This window comes from Proteus sp. G2618, assembly GCF_009915995.1.
Taxonomy (GTDB): domain Bacteria; phylum Pseudomonadota; class Gammaproteobacteria; order Enterobacterales; family Enterobacteriaceae; genus Proteus; species Proteus terrae.
On record NZ_JAABNI010000025.1, the window covers coordinates 177,236 to 196,983 of the forward strand.

The 19,748-nt window shown below is 38.7% G+C and carries 20 protein-coding genes; 12 read left to right on the plus strand and 8 right to left on the minus strand.

Annotation, left to right across the window (positions count from 1 at the left end; all coding sequences use genetic code 11):
• The first annotated feature begins 71 nt into the window (after window positions 1-71).
• Both murJ and GWJ01_RS15725 read left to right on the plus strand, forming a co-directional pair.
• Window positions 72-1,607 carry a murein biosynthesis integral membrane protein MurJ gene (gene murJ, locus GWJ01_RS15720; RefSeq protein ID WP_109402359.1) on the plus strand — a complete coding sequence of 512 codons (1,536 nt, stop codon included), beginning with the start codon at window positions 72-74 and terminating at the stop codon, window positions 1,605-1,607.
• Between the two features lie 1,017 nt (window positions 1,608-2,624).
• Window positions 2,625-2,897, plus strand: coding sequence for a hypothetical protein (locus GWJ01_RS15725; RefSeq protein WP_109393844.1), 273 nt, complete (start codon window positions 2,625-2,627; stop codon window positions 2,895-2,897).
• Between the two features lie 141 nt (window positions 2,898-3,038).
• Here GWJ01_RS15725 and argS read toward each other — a convergent pair whose 3' ends face one another.
• Entirely contained in the window at window positions 3,039-4,769 is a 1,731-nt protein-coding gene (gene argS, locus GWJ01_RS15730) for an arginine--tRNA ligase (RefSeq protein WP_109393843.1), read from the minus strand.
• A 172-nt stretch (window positions 4,770-4,941) separates the two neighbouring features.
• On the opposite strand from argS, the gene GWJ01_RS15735 reads away from it, so the two are divergent.
• Both GWJ01_RS15735 and cutC read left to right on the plus strand, forming a co-directional pair.
• Window positions 4,942-5,496 (plus strand): VOC family protein, encoded by a 555-nt coding sequence (locus GWJ01_RS15735; RefSeq protein WP_109402358.1) that lies wholly within the window; start codon window positions 4,942-4,944, stop codon window positions 5,494-5,496.
• 156 nt (window positions 5,497-5,652) lie between these two features.
• On the plus strand, window positions 5,653-6,405 hold the full coding sequence (cutC, locus tag GWJ01_RS15740) for a copper homeostasis protein CutC (protein ID WP_109402357.1): 753 nt from the start codon (window positions 5,653-5,655) through the stop codon (window positions 6,403-6,405).
• Window positions 6,406-6,453: 48 nt separating this feature from the next.
• Here cutC and GWJ01_RS15745 read toward each other — a convergent pair whose 3' ends face one another.
• The 4 genes from GWJ01_RS15745 to GWJ01_RS15760 form a co-directional block, all read right to left on the minus strand.
• Window positions 6,454-8,028, minus strand: a complete 1,575-nt coding sequence (locus GWJ01_RS15745) for an ATP-binding cassette domain-containing protein (RefSeq protein ID WP_109402356.1) — start codon at window positions 8,026-8,028, stop codon at window positions 6,454-6,456.
• A gap of 609 nt (window positions 8,029-8,637) precedes the next feature.
• Window positions 8,638-9,612, minus strand: a complete 975-nt coding sequence (cmoB, locus tag GWJ01_RS15750; protein WP_109393839.1) for a tRNA 5-methoxyuridine(34)/uridine 5-oxyacetic acid(34) synthase CmoB — start codon at window positions 9,610-9,612, stop codon at window positions 8,638-8,640.
• Window positions 9,612-10,364, minus strand: a complete 753-nt coding sequence (gene cmoA, locus GWJ01_RS15755) for a carboxy-S-adenosyl-L-methionine synthase CmoA (protein ID WP_075671144.1) — start codon at window positions 10,362-10,364, stop codon at window positions 9,612-9,614. Before cmoA ends, cmoB begins: the two co-directional genes overlap by 1 nt.
• 187 nt (window positions 10,365-10,551) lie before the next feature.
• Complete coding sequence (locus GWJ01_RS15760; RefSeq protein WP_075671057.1) at window positions 10,552-10,950, minus strand: MAPEG family protein; 399 nt, start codon at window positions 10,948-10,950, stop codon at window positions 10,552-10,554.
• A gap of 266 nt (window positions 10,951-11,216) precedes the next feature.
• Here GWJ01_RS15760 and aspS point away from each other — a divergent pair, with 266 nt between their 5' ends.
• The 3 genes from aspS to GWJ01_RS15775 are packed head-to-tail and all read left to right on the plus strand — an operon-like array spanning window position 11,217 to window position 14,222.
• Window positions 11,217-13,001: an aspartate--tRNA ligase gene (gene aspS / locus GWJ01_RS15765; protein ID WP_161711280.1), complete on the plus strand. Its 1,785-nt coding sequence runs from the start codon at window positions 11,217-11,219 to the stop codon at window positions 12,999-13,001.
• Window positions 13,002-13,004: 3 nt separating this feature from the next.
• Entirely contained in the window at window positions 13,005-13,439 is a 435-nt protein-coding gene (gene nudB, locus GWJ01_RS15770) for a dihydroneopterin triphosphate diphosphatase (RefSeq protein ID WP_161711281.1), read from the plus strand.
• A gap of 27 nt (window positions 13,440-13,466) precedes the next feature.
• Entirely contained in the window at window positions 13,467-14,222 is a 756-nt protein-coding gene (locus GWJ01_RS15775) for a YebC/PmpR family DNA-binding transcriptional regulator (RefSeq protein ID WP_023582074.1), read from the plus strand.
• Window positions 14,223-14,227: 5 nt separating this feature from the next.
• Here GWJ01_RS15775 and GWJ01_RS18950 read toward each other — a convergent pair whose 3' ends face one another.
• Window positions 14,228-14,356: a hypothetical protein gene (locus GWJ01_RS18950; RefSeq protein ID WP_261245050.1), complete on the minus strand. Its 129-nt coding sequence runs from the start codon at window positions 14,354-14,356 to the stop codon at window positions 14,228-14,230.
• Between GWJ01_RS18950 and ruvC the strand changes: the two genes are divergently transcribed.
• From ruvC to GWJ01_RS15795, 4 genes are all read left to right on the plus strand, one after another.
• The gene (gene ruvC, locus GWJ01_RS15780) at window positions 14,346-14,867 is read left to right on the plus strand and encodes a crossover junction endodeoxyribonuclease RuvC (protein WP_006536599.1); all 522 of its coding nucleotides are present in this window, start codon (window positions 14,346-14,348) and stop codon (window positions 14,865-14,867) included. The two genes, GWJ01_RS18950 and ruvC, sit on opposite strands and share 11 nt — an antisense overlap.
• Window positions 14,868-14,970: 103 nt before the next feature.
• The gene (ruvA, locus tag GWJ01_RS15785; RefSeq protein WP_075671063.1) at window positions 14,971-15,591 is read left to right on the plus strand and encodes a Holliday junction branch migration protein RuvA; all 621 of its coding nucleotides are present in this window, start codon (window positions 14,971-14,973) and stop codon (window positions 15,589-15,591) included.
• Window positions 15,592-15,603: 12 nt separating this feature from the next.
• The gene (ruvB, locus tag GWJ01_RS15790; protein WP_109393837.1) at window positions 15,604-16,614 is read left to right on the plus strand and encodes a Holliday junction branch migration DNA helicase RuvB; all 1,011 of its coding nucleotides are present in this window, start codon (window positions 15,604-15,606) and stop codon (window positions 16,612-16,614) included.
• 34 nt (window positions 16,615-16,648) lie between these two features.
• Window positions 16,649-17,125 carry a macro domain-containing protein gene (locus GWJ01_RS15795; protein ID WP_161711282.1) on the plus strand — a complete coding sequence of 159 codons (477 nt, stop codon included), beginning with the start codon at window positions 16,649-16,651 and terminating at the stop codon, window positions 17,123-17,125.
• A gap of 97 nt (window positions 17,126-17,222) precedes the next feature.
• On the opposite strand, the gene znuB is transcribed toward GWJ01_RS15795, so the two are convergent.
• Both znuB and znuC read right to left on the minus strand, forming a co-directional pair.
• Window positions 17,223-18,008 carry a zinc ABC transporter permease subunit ZnuB gene (znuB, locus tag GWJ01_RS15800; protein ID WP_075671069.1) on the minus strand — a complete coding sequence of 262 codons (786 nt, stop codon included), beginning with the start codon at window positions 18,006-18,008 and terminating at the stop codon, window positions 17,223-17,225.
• Complete coding sequence (znuC, locus tag GWJ01_RS15805) at window positions 18,001-18,726, minus strand: zinc ABC transporter ATP-binding protein ZnuC (protein ID WP_161711283.1); 726 nt, start codon at window positions 18,724-18,726, stop codon at window positions 18,001-18,003. The genes znuB and znuC overlap by 8 nt, the downstream gene beginning before the upstream one ends.
• 74 nt (window positions 18,727-18,800) lie before the next feature.
• On the opposite strand from znuC, the gene znuA reads away from it, so the two are divergent.
• Complete coding sequence (gene znuA, locus GWJ01_RS15810; RefSeq protein ID WP_161711284.1) at window positions 18,801-19,745, plus strand: zinc ABC transporter substrate-binding protein ZnuA; 945 nt, start codon at window positions 18,801-18,803, stop codon at window positions 19,743-19,745.
• The last annotated feature ends 3 nt before the right edge of the window (window positions 19,746-19,748 follow it).

The following is a 19,748-nucleotide window of genomic DNA, read 5'->3' on the forward strand; positions in this document are numbered from 1 at the left end:
ATTTTTCGATGTTAGAGACGGAGTATAGTCCCTTTCTTTTTATTCCATTCAACAAAAATTAGAATAACTTTATGAATTTACTTAAATCACTCGCTGCAGTGAGTTCTATGACCTTATTTTCACGGGTACTAGGATTTATTCGTGATGCAATTATTGCGCGTATTTTTGGTGCAGGTATGGCAACTGATGCCTTTTTTGTTGCTTTTAAATTGCCAAACTTATTACGTCGTATTTTTGCAGAAGGAGCATTTTCTCAAGCATTTGTTCCAATTCTGGCAGAATATAAAAATCAGCAAGGTGAGGAAGCAACGCGAACTTTTATTGCTTATGTTTCGGGTATGCTGACGCTTATTTTAGCCGTGGTCACTGTGATTGGTATTATTGCTGCGCCTTGGGTAATTTATGTTACAGCACCGGGTTTTAGTAGTTCACCTGATAAATTTCAATTAACGACTGATCTATTACGGATCACTTTTCCTTATATTTTTCTTATTTCATTAGCTTCATTGACGGGCTCTATTTTAAATACTTGGAATCGGTTTTCAGTACCAGCTTTTGCACCGACGCTCCTCAATGTCAGCATGATTTTTTTTGCTTTAGTGGTCGCCCCATATTGCAATCCTCCTATTATGGCCTTAGCGTGGGCTGTTGTTGCGGGAGGAATATTACAACTTGGGTATCAATTACCACATTTGAAAAAAATCGGTATGCTTGTTTTACCGCGCGTCTCATTTAGAAATAGCGGTGTTTGGCGTGTAATGAAATTGATGGGGCCTGCTATTTTAGGTGTTTCAGTTAGCCAAATATCATTGATTATCAATACTATTTTTGCTTCCTTTTTAGTTTCTGGTTCTGTTTCCTGGATGTATTACGCAGACCGCTTGATGGAGTTACCGACAGGGGTATTAGGGGTTGCATTAGGTACAATCTTACTTCCTTCATTATCTAAGAGCTTTGCCAGTGGCAATACTGAAGAATATAGAAAACTGATGGATTGGGGGTTAAGACTGTGCTTTTTATTAGCACTGCCTTGTACTATTGGTTTAGCGGTACTATCAGGGCCCTTAACTGCATCTTTATTCCAGTATGGTAATTTTAACGCTCATGATGCATTAATGACACAACAAGCGCTAATTGCTTACTGTGTTGGACTAATGGGGCTGATTATCATAAAAATCTTAGCGCCAGGTTTTTATTCTCGTCAGGATATTAAAACACCCGTAAAAATTGCGATTGCCACATTGATCCTCACACAATTAATGAACCTTGCATTTATTGGTAGCTTAAAACATGTGGGCCTTGCTCTTTCAATTGGTATTGCGGCTTGTTTCAATGCTTCTATGTTGTTTTGGCAAATCCGTAAGAAAGATATCTATCAGCCTTTAGCCGGTTGGCCAGTGTTCTTATTGAAACTTGTTATTGCACTTGCCGTAATGGGTGCTGTATTAGTTGGAATGTTGTGGGTCATGCCAAGTTGGGATATTGGCAGTATGCCAATGCGTATATTACGCTTGTTGTTGGTTGTAGTCGTCGGAGCAGGGAGTTATTTTGTTGCGCTGTATGTATTAGGTTTTAGGCCTCGTCATTTCTCACTACGTGCGTTATAACTGAAAACAGAGACTCCTCGCTTTTTGTATAAACGCGAGGAGTTGCAAAATTAACAATGTTTTTATCAACACAACTCTCCCCATCTAGAATTTTTCTCTATTTTTAGACTATTTATAATGCCACATTGATCACACTTCTAGCATTTAGTTACGCGAATTCAGTGACTCTTAAAAAGAAAAAAAGAAGCAAAAAATATTTTTCTTGCTCTTTTTTTTATTAAATTTTTTTCCCAATTTTTAAATGATTTATACAGTTTTTAGGCATTGGAACACACTTTTTAATGGTTATTAATAAATTTATCTAAACATTAATCATATCGAATATCTTTAGACAATTTGTTTACTAGTAATGGGATTCTACATAAAGTAAAAAAATAGACACTATATTCTAAGCACTTATGGTTTGACGAATTATCTTTTTTTAGATAAACTCTCTTGTGTTGTATGGGTTTAAAAATTGACACATCTGTTAAATATTTCTTACTTAATGATGAGATATTGCAAATATTTCAAAATATTGCAGTATATTTTAAAATATTTGATTTTTTTGATTTAAGACATATTATTATTTCTTTATTCAGGTAGATTAACCGTGACTGTAAAGTTATTTGCTTGTTATCGTTCAGTACTACTGAAAGTGATCATATCTATTTTGTCTGCGCTTCGAATAGGTAACACGATTGCTGGGGATAAGCAGTAAACAATAAGTCGTGTGAATAATGAAATTAATGCTAAATCTATTTTTAATAGATAATTAGATTACTGAGAATTCAGTATGGTACACTAATTATTGCTTTCATTTGTCCGCCGTTGTTTTCTGTTTTTCCCTCTCTTTTCTATTCCTTCTCAATGTTTCTTGTTTTTTCATTAATAGCTCAATAACTCAAATATTTTTCCATTTATTCGTTATACTCAAGTCAGTTACAAGGCATGTTTAGTTTCTAGTTTAATGACTACTAAATAATCGACTAACGATTGTTAGTAAAAATAAAAATAAAAGAGTGTCAAGGAGTTACTATGAAAAAAGCACTTATCCTTTCTGTATCTTTAGCTACATTGTTTCTTGCAGGTTGTACTGCTGATGGAAAAATTAAAACTTCAAGACTAACTCCAGTGAATTGTGTGGGCGTTTTTGATAAAACAAATGAGAAAGTTAGCTTTACAGCTAAAGATGTTGACCAGCGCTTATACAGCCCCGATAAACCTATTGATAGCGTTGATGGTTGGATTGAGAGCAAAGATATTTCAGGATTATTGTGCCAGGATGTTATTACGGCTAACGAAGATTAATTATTCAGTCGTATTGGAAGTTTGATTGAGCAAATTTTTTATAAGTTATATTGGCTAAATAATTTAGAACTGATAAATAAAAAAACCGATGGTGAATTGCCATCGGTTTTTTTATCGCTGTTATTTGAAAACAGAGATGAATTACATTCTATCTACGGTTTCAATGCCTAAAGTATCTAAACCTTGTTTTAAGGTTCTCGCGGTTAAACGAGCCAGTTTTAAACGGCTTTGACGAGTGTTTTCATCTTCAGCAGATAAGATAGGGCAGTTTTCATAAAAGCCAGAGAAGGTTTGTGCAAGATCATAAAGATAAGCACACATAACGTGAGGTGTTCCTTCACGGGAAACTTGCATAATGGTTTCATCAAACTGGACTAAACGTAATGCAAGCTGTTTCTCATGAGATTGTGTTAGTGCGATAGGTTGTGTTAACGCATTTTCATCAATTTCTGCACGTTTGAAGATTGAAGCAACACGAGTATAAGCATATTGCATATAAGGTGCTGTGTTACCTTCAAAACTTAACATCAGATCCCAATCAAAGATGTAATCTGTTGTACGGTTTTTTGACAAGTCAGCGTATTTAACAGCGCCGATACCCACAACGCGAGCAACATTATTTAACTCGTCTTTATCCATATCTGGATTTTTTTCAGCGATTAATGTACGCGCTCTTTCTTGAGCTTCATCAAGTAAATCGGTTAAACGAATAGTGCCACCAGAACGAGTTTTAAATGGGCGACCATCTTTGCCTAACATCATACCGAACATATGGTGTTCAAGTGACATTGAATCAGGGATGTAGCCTGCTTTACGAACAATCGTCCAAGCTTGCATTAAATGCTGGTGCTGACGAGAGTCAATATAATAAAGTACGCGATCAGCGTGTAATGTTTCGTGACGGTATTTTGCACAAGCGATATCAGTTGTTGTATATAGGTAGCCACCGTCTTTTTTCTGAACGATAACACCCATAGGTTCACCTTCCTTGTTTTTATATTCATCAAGGAAAACAACCGTTGCACCTTCACTTTCTACTGCAAGGCCTTTTGCTTTTAAATCAGCAACAATACCCGCTAACATTGGGTTATAAAGACTTTCCCCCATAATGTCATCTTCGGTTAATGTGACGTTAAGGCGTTGATAAGTTACTTGGTTTTGTTGCATAGTGATATCAACTAATTTACGCCACATTGTACGACAGTATTCATCACCACTTTGTAATTTCACAACATAATTACGGGCACGCTCTGCGAACACTTCATCTTCATCATAGTGTTTTTTCGCTTCACGATAGAACTCTTCAAGATCAGATAATGCCATATCAGCGGCATTTTCATTTTGTTTTTTCTCCAAATACGCAATTAACATACCAAATTGCGTACCCCAATCACCAAGGTGATTGGCACGAACAACATTATGACCTAGGAAAGATAAAGTACGCGCACTTGCATCACCAATAATGGTTGAGCGTAAGTGGCCAACATGCATCTGTTTTGCAACGTTCGGAGATGAATAGTCGATAACAATAGTTTGAGGCTCAACGGGTGTTACGTTTAGATGTTCATCTGCTAACGCGTATTCAGCTTGCATTGCAACCCACTGTGGAGATAAAAAGATATTGATAAAACCCGGGCCTGCGATCTCAACTTTATCTGCAACATCTGTAATATCGAGCTTTTCTAGGATCTTTTCTGCGAGTTGTCGGGGTGGGATCCCCATTTTTTTTGCAGCTCCCATGACACCATTTGCCTGATAGTCACCAAATTGTACTTTGGCTGACTGACGGACAAGAGGTTCGCTATCAGCGGGTGCACCAGCAGCACACATTGCCACACTGATTTTTTCTGAAAGAAAAGCCTGAATATTCACCGGGTTACCTTAAATTATTGAGAAAATAAAACCTGACGACAAAAGTCTGACAGGTTTCTTATAAAGAATTAGGATTAACCTTGAATTTATAACATATTCCGGCTAGAACATGCTACCATCTCGGCCTTATCTTTAAGGTTTTTTCTCTGTTTTTTCATTAAGGTTATTCAAAATGGTGTTATTTTCTTCAATTCCTCAATTAAATGATTTAACTCACGAGCTTTCTTTGTTTGAAGAAAATATGACATTATTTGCCGATACTCTGGGTATAGATTTATCACTCTATCTCACGGATCATGTATCGTTACGTTGTCACGATTTAACATTAGCAGAGCAGTGGCGAGCAGGGTTAAGCCAGTGTGGAAAGTGTATTTCTGATAATGTGATTAATGGGCGGCCAATATATCTATTTCAATTAGAAATACCATTAACTATTTTAAATCAATCAGTTTCAATCGTTGAGTTACCTTTTCCCACAAACAAAAAATATGAATACCAAGGTTGGGAGCATATTGAGCAAGTGATCTCTGTTGAACCCGATGATTTAGTGAATAAAGTTATGTCATTTTTACCTCAAACGCTACCTGAGAGTGTTAGCTTAAAAATCAGTGAACCTAAAGGTGAGAAAGAGCGTTTACCTAATCCAACCGTGGCTATTTCTAATGGAAAAGTCACGGTGAAGTATCATCCTTATTCGTTACTTGAAATCGTAGAAAGTGAGTGTTGAGCGACACTTTCAGAAAATAGTTTGCTTGTGTCAGCACAAAATTCTGATGGCGGAATTGAATGAATAACGAGATTCGACAACTATTGTTAGTAATCGCTAAGAAATGATATTTATTTTCTGATTACTTTCTTTATATTAAGGATGGAGAGGGATGATATGGCTACGTTGGAGATTTGTTGTTTTGGCGCTGAATGTGCGTTGGTAGCAGAACGAGCAGGTGCAGACAGAATAGAACTGTGCACGAGTCCGGCAGAAGGTGGTATTACGCCAAGTTTTGGAATGCTACGACAAGTCAGAGATCTGGTTCGTATTCCCGTTCATCCTATTATTCGCCCTCGTGGTGGCGATTTTTGTTATACACAAGCTGATTTTTCAGCAATGAAAAATGATATTAGTTTGATCCGTGATATGGGGTTTTCAGGGGCAGTTGTTGGCCTTTTAAATGAAGAAGGGCATATTGATTTGCCTAAAATGGAAATTTTAATGGAGCTTGCAGGCCCATTAGCTATTACTTTTCATCGCGCTTTTGATATGTGTATTAATCCATTGTTAGCGCTAGAACAACTGACTCAACTAGGTGTTTCTCGTATTCTAACGTCAGGACAACAGGCAAACGCGGAATTAGGTTTGCCGTTATTACGAACGTTAAATGAAAAAACACAAGGTCCTATAATTATGGCGGGGGCTGGTGTAAGACTTAGTAATATCCAAAAATTCCTAGATATGGGATTAAAAGAAATACACAGTTCAGCAGGAAAAGTGGCACCTTCAACTATGATTTATCGTAAAGCTGGTGTAACAATGAGCTCAGACAGTGAAGTGGATGAATTTACGCATTACTGTGTGGATGAAGATACGGTTGGAGCGATGAAGGATATTATGAGTATTCATGCGCCATTAGCATCTTAATTAGCACAAATTAAAGATTTTAGAACTGCGCCTTTATGGCGCAGTTTTTTATATAATCTCGTCTAATAACAACGTATGTGTAATACCACAGCGTTCCACAAAAGCTTCATCATGCGAAACTAGTAATAATGTACCCTGATATTCAACGAGCAAATTTTCCAATAGTTGTTTGGACTCGATATCAAGGTGATTATCTGGCTCATCAAGTAATAATACCGCAGGTGGTTTTGGACTATGTGTTAAAGCCAATAACGTTGCTTTTAATTGCTCGCCACCACTTAGCTTTTCAAGCGGTAGTAAAGATTTATCACCTCTAATTCTCAACATTCCAAGACGTGTCCGCCATTGCTCGATAGAAATGGCGGGCTGATATTGATGTAGTGCTTGTGCAACAGGCAATGTTTTATCAAGTAAAGCAAGGTGTTGATCGAGATAGCAATAGTCTTTGTTTAGACGAAACTCACCAGAAAGTGGTGCAATTTGTTTGATCAAACATTTTAATAATGTTGATTTTCCACACCCATTCTTACCCTTAATATGCCAATGTTCATTACCGTAAGCTGAAAATGAAATAGGGTGCTGATAACCATAGGGAAGTTGAAGATTATCAACAAATACATTTAAACGGTGACCATCACTTTGATAATTCAATACTATTTTTTGTTGATGAACATGTGATTTTTCCTCATCGACACCTTGTTTTTGAGATTGCATATCATCAATTACGCGCTGATGACGCTTTGCAACCGCTGATTGTCTCTGTTCAGCCCGATTTGTCTGCATATCCAATAAAAGTAAACATTGAGAGCCACTTTGCCTAATTGATTCGCCTTGTCGTTTCCGTTGTGCCGCTTTTTGCAATGTGGCTTGTTGTTGGCGTTTTTCATTTTTAATTTGGCTGTTTAGTCGTTCACTTGCGGCTTCCAATGATGCTATTTCTGTACTTTTTTGTGCCTCATATAAAGTATAATTTCCTCCATATTCAGATAAACCTTTCTCACTTAATTCAAGAATAGTGTCTGCATATGAGAGCAAGTTTCGACTGTGACTAACAATAAGAGAGCCAGCTTTGTGCTGGGCTAATTGTTTTATTAGCCATTGTTGTCCTTGATAATCAAGATGATTATCTGGCTCATCTAAGAGCAGAAAGCTCTGCTCGCATAAAAAAGCACGACAAAGTGCTAAACGAGTTTGCTCTCCACCACTTAGATGTGCAATAGGGGTATCTAATGCGACTGGGAGTTGTGCTGAATCTAATAAATTCTGCCACGTAACCGGAAGTTGCCATTTGCCATCGAGTAACTCAATATCTTCTAATGTAGCAATACCTGCATCAACGCGTTGGAATGCTTGATAAATTTCATGAATATCTAACGCTTGAGCAAGTGTATCGCCTTGTAATCGGGTTAATTGATCAACGTGAACAAAAGGCATATTCCAATTAACTTGACCTGATGTTGGTAATATTTTTTGTGCTAATAATCTTAATAGTACAGATTTTCCTTTACCATTATGACCGATTAATGCATTTTGCTGACAAGCCAATGAGCGAGTTAATGGTGGAAAAAGAGCTTGTTGATTAAATTCAATAGTAAGTTGTGAGAAGTGACAGGCTATTGTCATATTAATACCTCCTAAACAAAATAGGTGGCAGACAGCCGTGATCTTTTTTAGATGCGACGAAATAAATTATTGTCTGCCAGTAACAGAAAATAAATACTCAAAAAGGTATTTGAAAAAATTTTCTGGCAGAATTTAATTCATCGTAGGGAAGTGCCTTCTTAAAAATAAAATAGGATAGGGAATGTGGCGTGCTCATTATAGCGATAAACATGCCTAGATCAATAGATGATTAACGTCGTGATCCGCGTGTTGCTTTTTCTCTGTTATAACTAAATTTAATTTTTCTATAAAGAGGTGAAAACATTGTAATTGTCAGAAAAATAAAGGGAATGGTATATAAAAGTGTTCCTAACGCCATACCAACATGAGGTGCATTAAAATATTCACTATGTGAGGTGATTAAATTTAAGTAATTTACTTTATCTAAATATTCAGGTGTTAATCCACCATAAGGAACAATAAAGCGAATTATTGCAATTAAGAAGATGCAAAATAGAAAAGTTAGAATAAGTGATTTTAAAACATTTAGATTGATATAGAAAAAAGGATATCTCTATAAGATACCCTTTTTGTAATGATTATCTGTAACACACTTAAAATAAATAAAGCCTAGGGTTTAGTTGCAATTAATATCGCCCGTTTAGGTGCGGGATAACCTTCAACTGTTTTTGTTTTATCATTAGCATCTAAGAATGCATCTAATGAATCCGTCACCATCCAATCTGTTTTGCGTTGTTCATCAAGAGAGGTTGTGTTTTCATCAACAATGCGTACATCTTTAAAGCCACATTTTTCTAGCCAAACTTTCAGCATTTTTGCAGATGGAATAAAGTACACATTACGCATTTGAGCATAACGCTCTCCCGGGATCAGGCATTGGAATTCATCACCATCAACAACGAGGCTTTCTAATACTAATTCGCCACCAGAAACTAATTGGTTTTTTAATTGCCATAAATGATCGAGAGGTGAGCGGCGATGATAAAGTACCCCCATAGAGAATACGGTATCGAAGGCATTTAATTCTGGCATTTGTTCAATACCAACAGGAATTAAATGTGCGCGTTGGTCATTACCTAATAATTTTCTGACAGCTTCAAATTGACATAAGAAAAGTTGAGTAGGGTCGATCCCAACAACAAATTCTGCGCCTTCACCTAGCATGCGCCACATGTGATAACCACTGCCACAACCAACATCTAAGATTAAACGGCCTTCAAGTGGTGAAAGATGGGGTAAAACACGATCCCATTTCCAATCTGAGCGCCATTCTGTATCGACATCGACGCCATAAAGTGAAAATGGACCTTTACGCCACGGCATTAAATTTTTTAAAACGTTGCTTAATCCCAGTTGCTCGCCTGCGCTTAACGCTGGTGTATGTTGAGCAATTACGCCATTCTTCAAATCAATCTCAGTAGGGGTTATCTCAGGTAAACCATCGAGCATTCTTTCCCATGAGGAAAAGTGACCGTGTAACGCATTTGAGCGCCATTCTGATAATTGAGCAGGTAATGTATCTAACCAATGAAATAAGCGCTCATCTTGCGCAATAAGTTGATAAAACGAGCCAAAATTAATCATTAATTATTGCCTTTAATCGCTAAAAGAGAGCCGAAATTAAAACATTGGAACCAAACTTCCGCATGAGGGAAACCTGCATTATGTAAGCGAGTTTTATGTGTTTCAACAGAATCGGTCAGCATGACATTTTCTAACATGCTGCGTTTTTGACTAATTTCTAATTCGCTGTAACCGTTAGCACGTTTGAAATCATGGTGCATATTAAACAATAACTCACCAATTTCTTTATCTTCAAAACTGAATTTTTCAGAAAGTACTAACACTCCGCCGGGATTAAGACCTTGGTAAATTCGGTTTAATAATATTTGACGATCGTTTGGCGCTAAGAATTGCAAAGTGAAGTTCAGCACGACCATTGAGGCGTTGTTGATCTCGATATCAAGAATATCACCTTCAATAATATCAACGGGTGTATCTGCTTTATAGGCATCAATATGGCGCTGACAGCGTTCTACCATTGCAGGTGAATTATCAACACCAATAATTTTGCAACCAGCAACATCAATATTACGACGCATGGAAAGGGTTGCTGCACCTAAAGAACAGCCTAAATCATAGACTTGGCTATTGGGTGTAACAAAGCGACCTGCAAGCATGCCAATCATGGAAATAATATTAGAGTAGCCTGGTACTGAGCGTTTTATCATATCAGGAAACACTTCAGCGACTTTTTCATCAAAGCGCCAGTCACCAAGATTAGCGATAGGTGTCGCAAATAAGCTGTCTTGTTGTGATGATTTTGAATTCGACATAACTAAAATAGGTTTAAGGAATAAAAGAAGCAAGCATTCTACCAGAAGCGACGGTGCTCACAAAGTTGCATTATTTAGAAAGAAATTGGAAAAAATGAATAAACCTTTTTGATACCTTGCCGTTATTAGACACAACAGCAAGGATGTCGGTTTTGATCATGGATGATCATGTTATTCCCGCGAGGACTTAGTAATAAAAGGAAAAGATTTGTATCCAAGGAAGGAAATAAATATTAGCAATGACCATCAATGCCATTGATAAGTAAGTGGCAGCCATGCCTGAACGACGCCAGCGAAGTTCACGGTGTTTTAATCCATAAGAGTGTAAAAAACGACCTACGATTAAAATTGAGCCACAGATGTGTACCATCCAAACAAAAGCACCATTCATTTCCATGACCAGTAATAAGATCATGGAAATTGGAATATATTCTACCGCATTACCGTGAACACGGATGGCAGTTTGTAATTCATAAAAGCCACCATCACCATAAGCAACCCGATATTGTGTTCTGAGTTTTACGACATTGAGGGACAATTTAATCAATAATAGTGCGCCCAGTACGATATAAAGCGAGCTAACCATCTTTTCTCCATTGCCAAAGCCAAAAAACGGCAAATTTAATGATAAACCTCAAAGCGACTTCTGTCGCTATAAATAATTATTATTAATTAATTGTTTGGGGATTAGCAAATCCTTGAAAAGATGTATCATATAAACTAGGTCTATACTCTTATCTCCGGGAAGAATTTTCGTTATAATGTCTGCCTTTTTTTTGACACTACTCGAAAAAGACTATTGCCAAAATTTCCGCAGCAGAAAGCACAACAAGCTGAGTAAAAGGATATTGTATGCGTACTAATTATTGTGGGCAGTTGAATAGCGCCCATGTGGGCCAAAAAGTGACTCTTTGTGGTTGGGTTAACCGTCGCCGTGACTTAGGTGGACTTATCTTTATTGATATGCGAGATCGCGAAGGTATTGTTCAAGTCTTCTTTGACCCAGAGCAGAAAGAGGCATTTTCTCAGGCTTCAGAACTGCGTAATGAATTTTGTATTCAAGTCACAGGAACAGTACGCGCTCGTCCTGATAGCCAAGTTAATAAAAATATGGCAACAGGTGAAATTGAGTTAGCGGCAGAATCTCTGTCTATTTTTAACCGTTCAGAGCCATTACCGTTAGATAGCAATCAAACAAATACTGAAGAGCGTCGTTTAACTTATCGTTATTTAGACCTGCGTCGCCCTGAAATGTCAGATCGCTTAAAAATCCGTGCTAAAATCACAAGCTTTGTTCGCCGTTTTATGGATGGTGAAGGTTTCCTTGATGTTGAAACCCCAATGCTGACAAAAGCGACACCAGAAGGTGCGCGTGACTATTTAGTTCCAAGCCGTGTACATAAAGGTAAATTCTACGCATTACCACAATCACCGCAGCTTTTTAAACAGCTACTGATGATGTCTGGCTTTGATCGTTATTATCAAATCGTAAAATGTTTCCGTGATGAAGACTTACGTGCTGATCGTCAGCCTGAATTTACACAAATCGATGTTGAAACCTCTTTCATGAGTGCGGACCAAGTGCGCGAAGTGATGGAGCGCATGATCCATGCATTATGGTTAGATATTCTGAATGTCGATTTAGGTGCGTTCCCAGTAATGACTTTTGCTGAAGCAATGCGTCGTTATGGTTCAGACAAACCAGATTTACGTAACCCAATGGAACTTAAAGACATCGCTGATTTAGTCAAAGATGTTGAGTTCAGTGTATTTGCACAAGCGGCAAATGATGAAAGATGCCGTGTTATCGCATTGCGTGTACCGGGTGGCGCATCATTAACCCGTAAAAATATCGACGAATATACACAGTTTGTTGGTATTTACGGTGCTAAAGGCCTTGCGTGGATGAAAGTCAACGAAAGCGCGAAAGGCATTGAAGGTGTACAAAGTCCAATCGCTAAATTCCTGACTAACGATGTTGTTAACTCAATTTTAGAAACAACAGGGGCAACAGACGGCGATTTAATTTTCTTTGGTGCAGGTCGTAAAGGCACAATGAGTGATGCGATGGGCGCTCTGCGTCTGAAAGTGGGTCGTGATCTTGAGTTGACCGATTTAAATGCATGGAAACCATTGTGGGTTATCGACTTCCCAATGTTTGAAGAAGATGAAGAAACAGGTAGCTTAAGTGCGATGCACCATCCATTTACTTCTCCAAAAGACTTATCACCAGCTGAATTGACTGCTCACCCAGTAGGTGCTGTGGCAAATGCTTATGATATGGTTATTAATGGTTATGAAGTGGGTGGCGGTTCAGTGCGTATTCACCGTAATGAAATGCAACAAGCAGTATTTAGCATTTTAGGTATTGCACCGAATGAACAACAAGAGAAATTTGGTTTCTTATTAGATGCGCTTAAATTTGGTACTCCACCACATGCAGGTTTAGCATTTGGTTTAGACCGCTTAGTGATGTTGTTAACGGGTACTGATAACATTCGTGATGTTATTGCTTTCCCTAAAACAACTGCCGCTGCGTGTTTAATGACTAATGCACCAAGCTTTGCTAATGAAGACTCTTTAAAAGAGTTAGCAATTGCAGTAACTCAAAAAGAAGTTAGCGAAGATAAAGAGTAAATGATGAAATATAAGCGCCCGATATCCGTTTTAGTTGTTATTTATGCAAAAGAGACCAAACGGGTGCTTATGCTGAAGCGTCGAGATGATCCTGATTTCTGGCAATCTGTGACCGGCAGTTTAGAAGCGGAAGAAACGCCTTTTCAAACGGCATTGCGCGAAGTGCAAGAAGAAGTTGGAATTGATATCATAAAAGAAAATCTTGAGCTGGTGGATTGCCATCGCTCAATTCTTTTTGAGATTTTTGCACATTTTCGGCATCGTTATGCACCAGATGTTACACATTGTCAGGAACATTGGTTTACATTAGCACTACCCGCAGAGCGAGATATTGTGCTAACTGAGCATTCGCAATACCAATGGCTAGACGCATCACTGGCGGCAAAACTAACAAAATCCGCCAGTAATCAGCAAGCAATTGAAGAATTTGTTATTTAATGATTAGACCACGTTTGGAGATATTTCATGGCAGGTCATAGTAAATGGGCCAATACAAAACACCGTAAAGCAGCACAAGATGCGAAACGCGGTAAAATTTTCACTAAAATCATCCGCGAATTAGTTACAGCAGCACGTTTAGGTGGTGGTGATCCTGCAACTAACCCGCGTTTACGTGCGGCAGTTGATAAAGCATTATCGAACAACATGACTCGTGATACCTTAAACCGTGCAATTGCACGTGGTGTGGGTAATGATGAGAACGATAATATGGAAACCATCATTTATGAAGGCTATGGCCCAGCAGGTACTGCTGTGATGGTTGAATGCTTAAGTGATAATCGTAACCGTACTGTTTCCGATGTTCGCCATGCATTTACCAAAACAGGTGGTAACTTAGGAACAGATGGTTCTGTATCTTATCTATTTACCAAAAAAGGTGTTATTTCATACGCACCGGGTGTTGATGAAGATGCTGTTATGGAAGCTGCGTTAGAAGCCGGTGCTGACGACGTTGAAACTTTTGATGATGGCGCTATTGATGTTTACACTACACCAGAATCTTTTGGTGAAGTAAAAGATGCGATGGATGCAGCAGGTTTTGTTGCTGAATCAGCAGAAGTTTCAATGATCCCATCGACTAAAGCAGAATTAGATATTGAAACTGCACCAAAATTAATGCGTCTTATCGATATGCTAGAAGACAGTGATGATGTGCAAGAAGTGTATCACAACGGTGATATCTCAGATGAAGTTGCAAAACAACTGGAAGATATCCTGTAATCGTTCTAGCGATTATCGAAAATAACGGTGTTTAACGCTGTTATTAAAAGTGCGAAGAGAAGAGCAGAGCAGATTTTTTGCTCTTTTCTCTCGCCATCGACCATATCGGCAACAGGAATTGATATGGCTATCATTCTCGGTATAGACCCCGGCTCGCGTGTTACAGGCTACGGCGTAATTCGACAGCAAGGGCGACAACTTATCTATTTGGGAAGCGGTTGTATTCGCACACAAGTTCCCGACCTTCCTAATCGACTTAAACGTATTTATGCAGGTGTTAGCGAAATTATTACTCAGTTTTCGCCAGATGTGTTTGCGGTTGAGCAAGTGTTTATGGCTAAAAATGCTGACTCTGCTCTCAAACTTGGGCAAGCGCGCGGTGTAGCAATACTTGCGGCAGTTAATAATGACCTACCTGTTTTTGAATATGCTGCTCGCCAAGTCAAGCAAACTGTTGTGGGTACAGGGGCTGCTGAAAAAAGCCAAGTGCAACATATGGTGCGTTCAATATTAAAATTATCCGCCGCACCACAATCGGATGCTGCTGATGCATTAGCCATTGCGATAACACATTGTCACTTTAACCAAAATTTATTACGTGTAGGTGATCCGCGTCTGGTTTTAACGCGAGGTCGGTTAAGATAAGTTGTTATCTTGGCAAATGTCTTTGGTTTTTCACAAGCTGGATATACGTCCAGCTTTTTTTATGTTATAAACTTGACGTAATTATTTTTGCGGAGGCGTTAGGGTGATAGGTCGTATCAGAGGAATTATTCTTGAAAAACAGCCACCAGTGGTGCTGATCGAGGCAGGTAATGGTGTAGGTTATGAAATCAATATGCCAATGACCTGTTTTTATGAATTGCCTGATATTGGTCAAGAAGCCATTATCTACACGCAATTTATTGTACGTGAAGATGCACAATTACTTTATGGTTTTAACCAAAAACAAGAGCGTGCACTCTTTCGTGAATTAATTAAAGTAAATGGAGTGGGGCCTAAACTCGCTTTAGCCATTCTATCTGGTATGTCTGCTCGCCAATTTGTGACTGCTATCGAAAATGAATCTATCACTTCATTAGTGAAATTACCGGGCGTAGGTAAGAAAACCGCTGAGCGTTTAGTGGTTGAAATGAAAGATCGCTTTAAAGGTCTTAATGGTGATTTATTCGAAAATAGTGATATCGAGCTACCAGAAAGCACTTCACCTAAAGCGCCAAAAGCAGCTGATATTGAAGCTGAAGCCTCTGCTGCATTAATCGCATTAGGCTATAAACCACAAGAAGCTGCAAAAATGATCAGTAAAGTGGCAAAACTGGGTACAGATAGCGAAACGCTTATTAAAGAAGCGTTGCGTGCGGCTATTTAGGAGTAACACATTGTGATTGAAGCAGATCGCCTGATTTCAGCAGAAATTCAACAACCTGAAGAAGAAATTATTGATAGGGCTATTCGCCCTAAATCTCTTGCCGAATATGTTGGGCAACCGCAAGTTCGAGAACAAATGGAGATTTTTATTCAGGCGGCTAAATTGCGTCATGATGCACTCGATCATTTGCTTATTTTTGGACCTCCCGGATTAGGTAAAACCACATTAGCAAATATTATTGCTAATGAAATGGGCGTTAATCTACGCACGACATCAGGCCCAGTACTTGAAAAAGCGGGTGATTTAGCGGCTATGCTAACTAACCTTGAACCTCATGACGTGCTGTTTATTGATGAAATCCATCGTCTTTCACCTGTTGTTGAAGAGATCCTTTACCCTGCAATGGAAGATTATCAACTCGATATCATGATTGGTGAAGGACCGGCTGCTCGTTCAATTAAAATTGATTTACCTCCATTTACCTTAGTGGGGGCAACTACCAGAGCGGGCTCTTTAACGTCTCCATTGCGTGACCGTTTTGGTATTGTTCAACGTCTTGAGTTTTATAATGTTGACGATCTTCAGCATATTGTCTCTCGTAGTGCCAGTTTTATGGGATTAGAAATGACAGACGAAGGTGCTCGTCAAATTGCTATGCGTTCACGAGGCACCCCTCGTATTACTAATCGATTATTGCGCCGTGTGAGAGACTTTGCTCAAGTAAAGGGCAATGGTGCCATTGATGAAGAGATTGCTTCTAAAGCGCTTGATATGTTGAATGTGGATGCGGCAGGTTTTGACTATTTAGATCGTAAGCTCCTTTTTGCCATCATCGATAAATTTATGGGTGGCCCAGTAGGATTAGATAACCTTGCGGCAGCTATTGGTGAAGAACGAGAAACTATAGAAGACGTATTAGAACCTTATTTAATTCAGCAAGGTTTTATTCAACGCACACCAAGAGGTCGAGTTGCGACTAATCACGCCTATCGTCATTTTAATCGTATTGTAGAAGAGCCTTAATATTTATATCAGTATGAGGCTGAAGGTGATTTAAATGATAGAACTGACTCAAGGTAATCTTTTACATGCAAACACCGAGGCGATTGTAAATGCCGTTAATTGTGTTGGTGTAATGGGGCGTGGTATCGCCTTACAGTTTAAAAAAGCATGGCCTGATAATTTTAAAGCTTATGCTTTAGCGTGCAAAAATAAAGAACTGACACCTGGTGTGATGTTTATTTATGAGATACAAAAAACGACTTATCCTCGTTTTATTGTCAATTTCCCAACAAAACGACACTGGCGAAATGCAAGTTGTATTGAAGATATTGAAGCTGGATTAATTGCACTGGTTGATGAAATTAAACAGCGCAATATTAAATCTATTGCCATCCCACCTTTAGGGGCGGGTTTAGGTGGCCTAGAATGGTCTGTGGTGTATGAAAAAATTAAAAGCGCAATGGAACCTTTAGCGGATGTTCATGTGCTAATTTATGCTCCCATAGACGAAACTGAATTAAGCAAAAAGTAGAAAAATTAATTTTCAGATATTCACTTATAAAAGATAAAAACAAACCCCAAGAACATCGCGTTGTTGGGGTTTTGTTTATCTAATGTGTGGGAAATAATTACTGTTTAGTGGGTGCAAATAAACTCAAGATAAATAGGCAACTTGCGGCTAAAACAACAGAAGGGCCAGCAGGGGTGTCATAGAAAGCAGAGAATGTTAAACCGCCCGTAATTGCCAACATACCAACAGCGATCGCAATCAGAGCCATTTGTTCTGGAGAACGAGCAAAACGACGTGCTGTTGCCGCAGGAATGATCAGTAAAGAGGTAATGATCAGCGCACCTACAAATTTCATGGCTAAACCAATAGTTAACGCGGTGATCATCATTAGTTTTAAACGTTCTCGCTGAATATTCACACCATCAACAAATGCCATATCTTGATTGATAGTCATGGAGAGCAGTGGGCGCCATGAGCGAATAATGACAAATAAAACAATTACAACACCAATAAAAATACTGATAACGTCTTGATAGTTTACTGACAGCAAATCACCAAACAGATAAGCCATTAAATCAACACGCACATTCGACATTAAACTGACGACCACTAGCCCTAAAGAAAGTGCACTGTGCGCCATGATCCCTAAAAGCGTATCGACAGAGAGTTGAGGTTTTAATTCTAACCAAACCAATAGAATAGCGAGAAGAAGGGTGACTGCAATAACAGCGTAAAAAGGCTCGATATTAAACAGCAAACCAAATGCAACACCAAGTAGTGAAGCGTGCGCTAAGGTATCACCAAAATAAGACATACGACGCCAAACGACAAAAGAACCCAAAGGGCCTGCCGCCATTGCTAAGAGCATACCGGCAATCCAACCCGGTAACAGCAACTCAATCATGACGACACTCCTTACTATGCTGGTGATGATGACGATAAATACCAAGTTGCTCAGCACCACGACTTCCAAACATGGCAATAAATTCAGGATGAGAAGAAACAACGTCAGGTGTGCCTGAACAGCAAATATGACCATTTAAACAGAGGACTTCATCTGTTTTTGCCATCACAAGATGAAGATCATGAGAAACCATTAAGATGGCGCAACCTAATTCGTGACGAAGCTGATTAATCAAATCATAAAGTGCTAATTGACCATTAACATCAACACCTTGAGTGGGTTCGTCTAAAACTAAAAGTTGGGGTTGATTAAGCAATGCTCTTGCTAACAAGACACGTTGAGACTCACCACCAGAAAGTTTCTGCATAGGCTGATCGATTAATTTCGCCGCATTAACTCGTTCTAAAGCTGGGAGAATATCTTTATCATGAACACCTGGTTTTAGTGTCATAAACCGTTTAACGGTGAGTGGCATTGTAGGATCGAGATAAAGTTTTTGTGGCACATAGCCCACTCGTAGCGCATTTTGACGCTCAACTTTTCCTGAGGTTGGATTTAATAAACCAAGAACTAAACGGATAACCGTAGATTTACCCGCACCATTAGGGCCAAGTAAAGTAAGAATACGGCCTGCTTTTAGATCAAAAGAGATATCTTTTAAAATTTCTCTTTCACCAAAAGAAACACAAACCGATTTTAAACAAATGAAGTCAGACATAAAATTAGCACTTGCAGAATCATTGAAACGTTATAATATAACATTTCCAATGATGATTCACGAGAATTCTTCCTATGTTACATAAAAACAACAAATTTGCGCACCGTTTTTTATTGAAATCATTTTTAGCGACAGCGATGATAAGTTCATTCAGTGCTTCAGTGAAGGCTGATGTCGTCGTTTCTATTAGGCCATTAGGATTTATTGCTGCTGCCATCGCTGATGGAGTAACACCAACGGACGTTTTATTACCAGATGGGGCATCTCCACACGATTATGCATTAAAACCCTCTGATTTGAAAAAAATCACCTCCGCAGACCTGATGGTATGGGTAGGGCCTGATATGGAAGTGTTTTTAGATAAGCCATTAAACAGACTTACTGACAATCATAAGTTGGCTTTAGCGGAAACTGACGAAATAAAGTCACTTTTATTGAAAGATGATGATGACAATGTGCATAAACATGAGGAAAATCACGAACATCATTCTCACGGTGATTATAATATGCACATCTGGTTATCACCAGAGATTGCGTTGTCGTCTGCAAAACAGATCCACGAAAGGTTAATTGCACTGTATCCAGATAAAAAAGAACTTCTGGACGTAAACCTAGGTAAATTCAGCGAACAACTCAAGCAAACTGATAAGAATCTTGTTAATATTCTGTCGCCTGTGAAAAATAAGGGTTATTTTGTCTTTCATGATGCTTATGGCTACTTCGAAAAACATTATAATTTAAAGCCGTTAGGTCATTTTACGATCAACCCTGAAATACAGCCGGGTGCGCAGAAATTACATCAAATACGAACACAGTTGGTTGAGCAAAAAGCAACTTGCATTTTTGCTGAGCCACAATTTAGGCCGACAGTAATAGAAACAGTGGCGAAAGGCACTGGGGTTAAAATGGGTGTATTAGACCCCCTAGGAAGTGGGATTGCTCTGACTCAAGAGAGCTATATAAAATTCCTTACCCAACTAGCTAACCAATATGAGAGCTGCCTGAATGAAACACAATAAGGA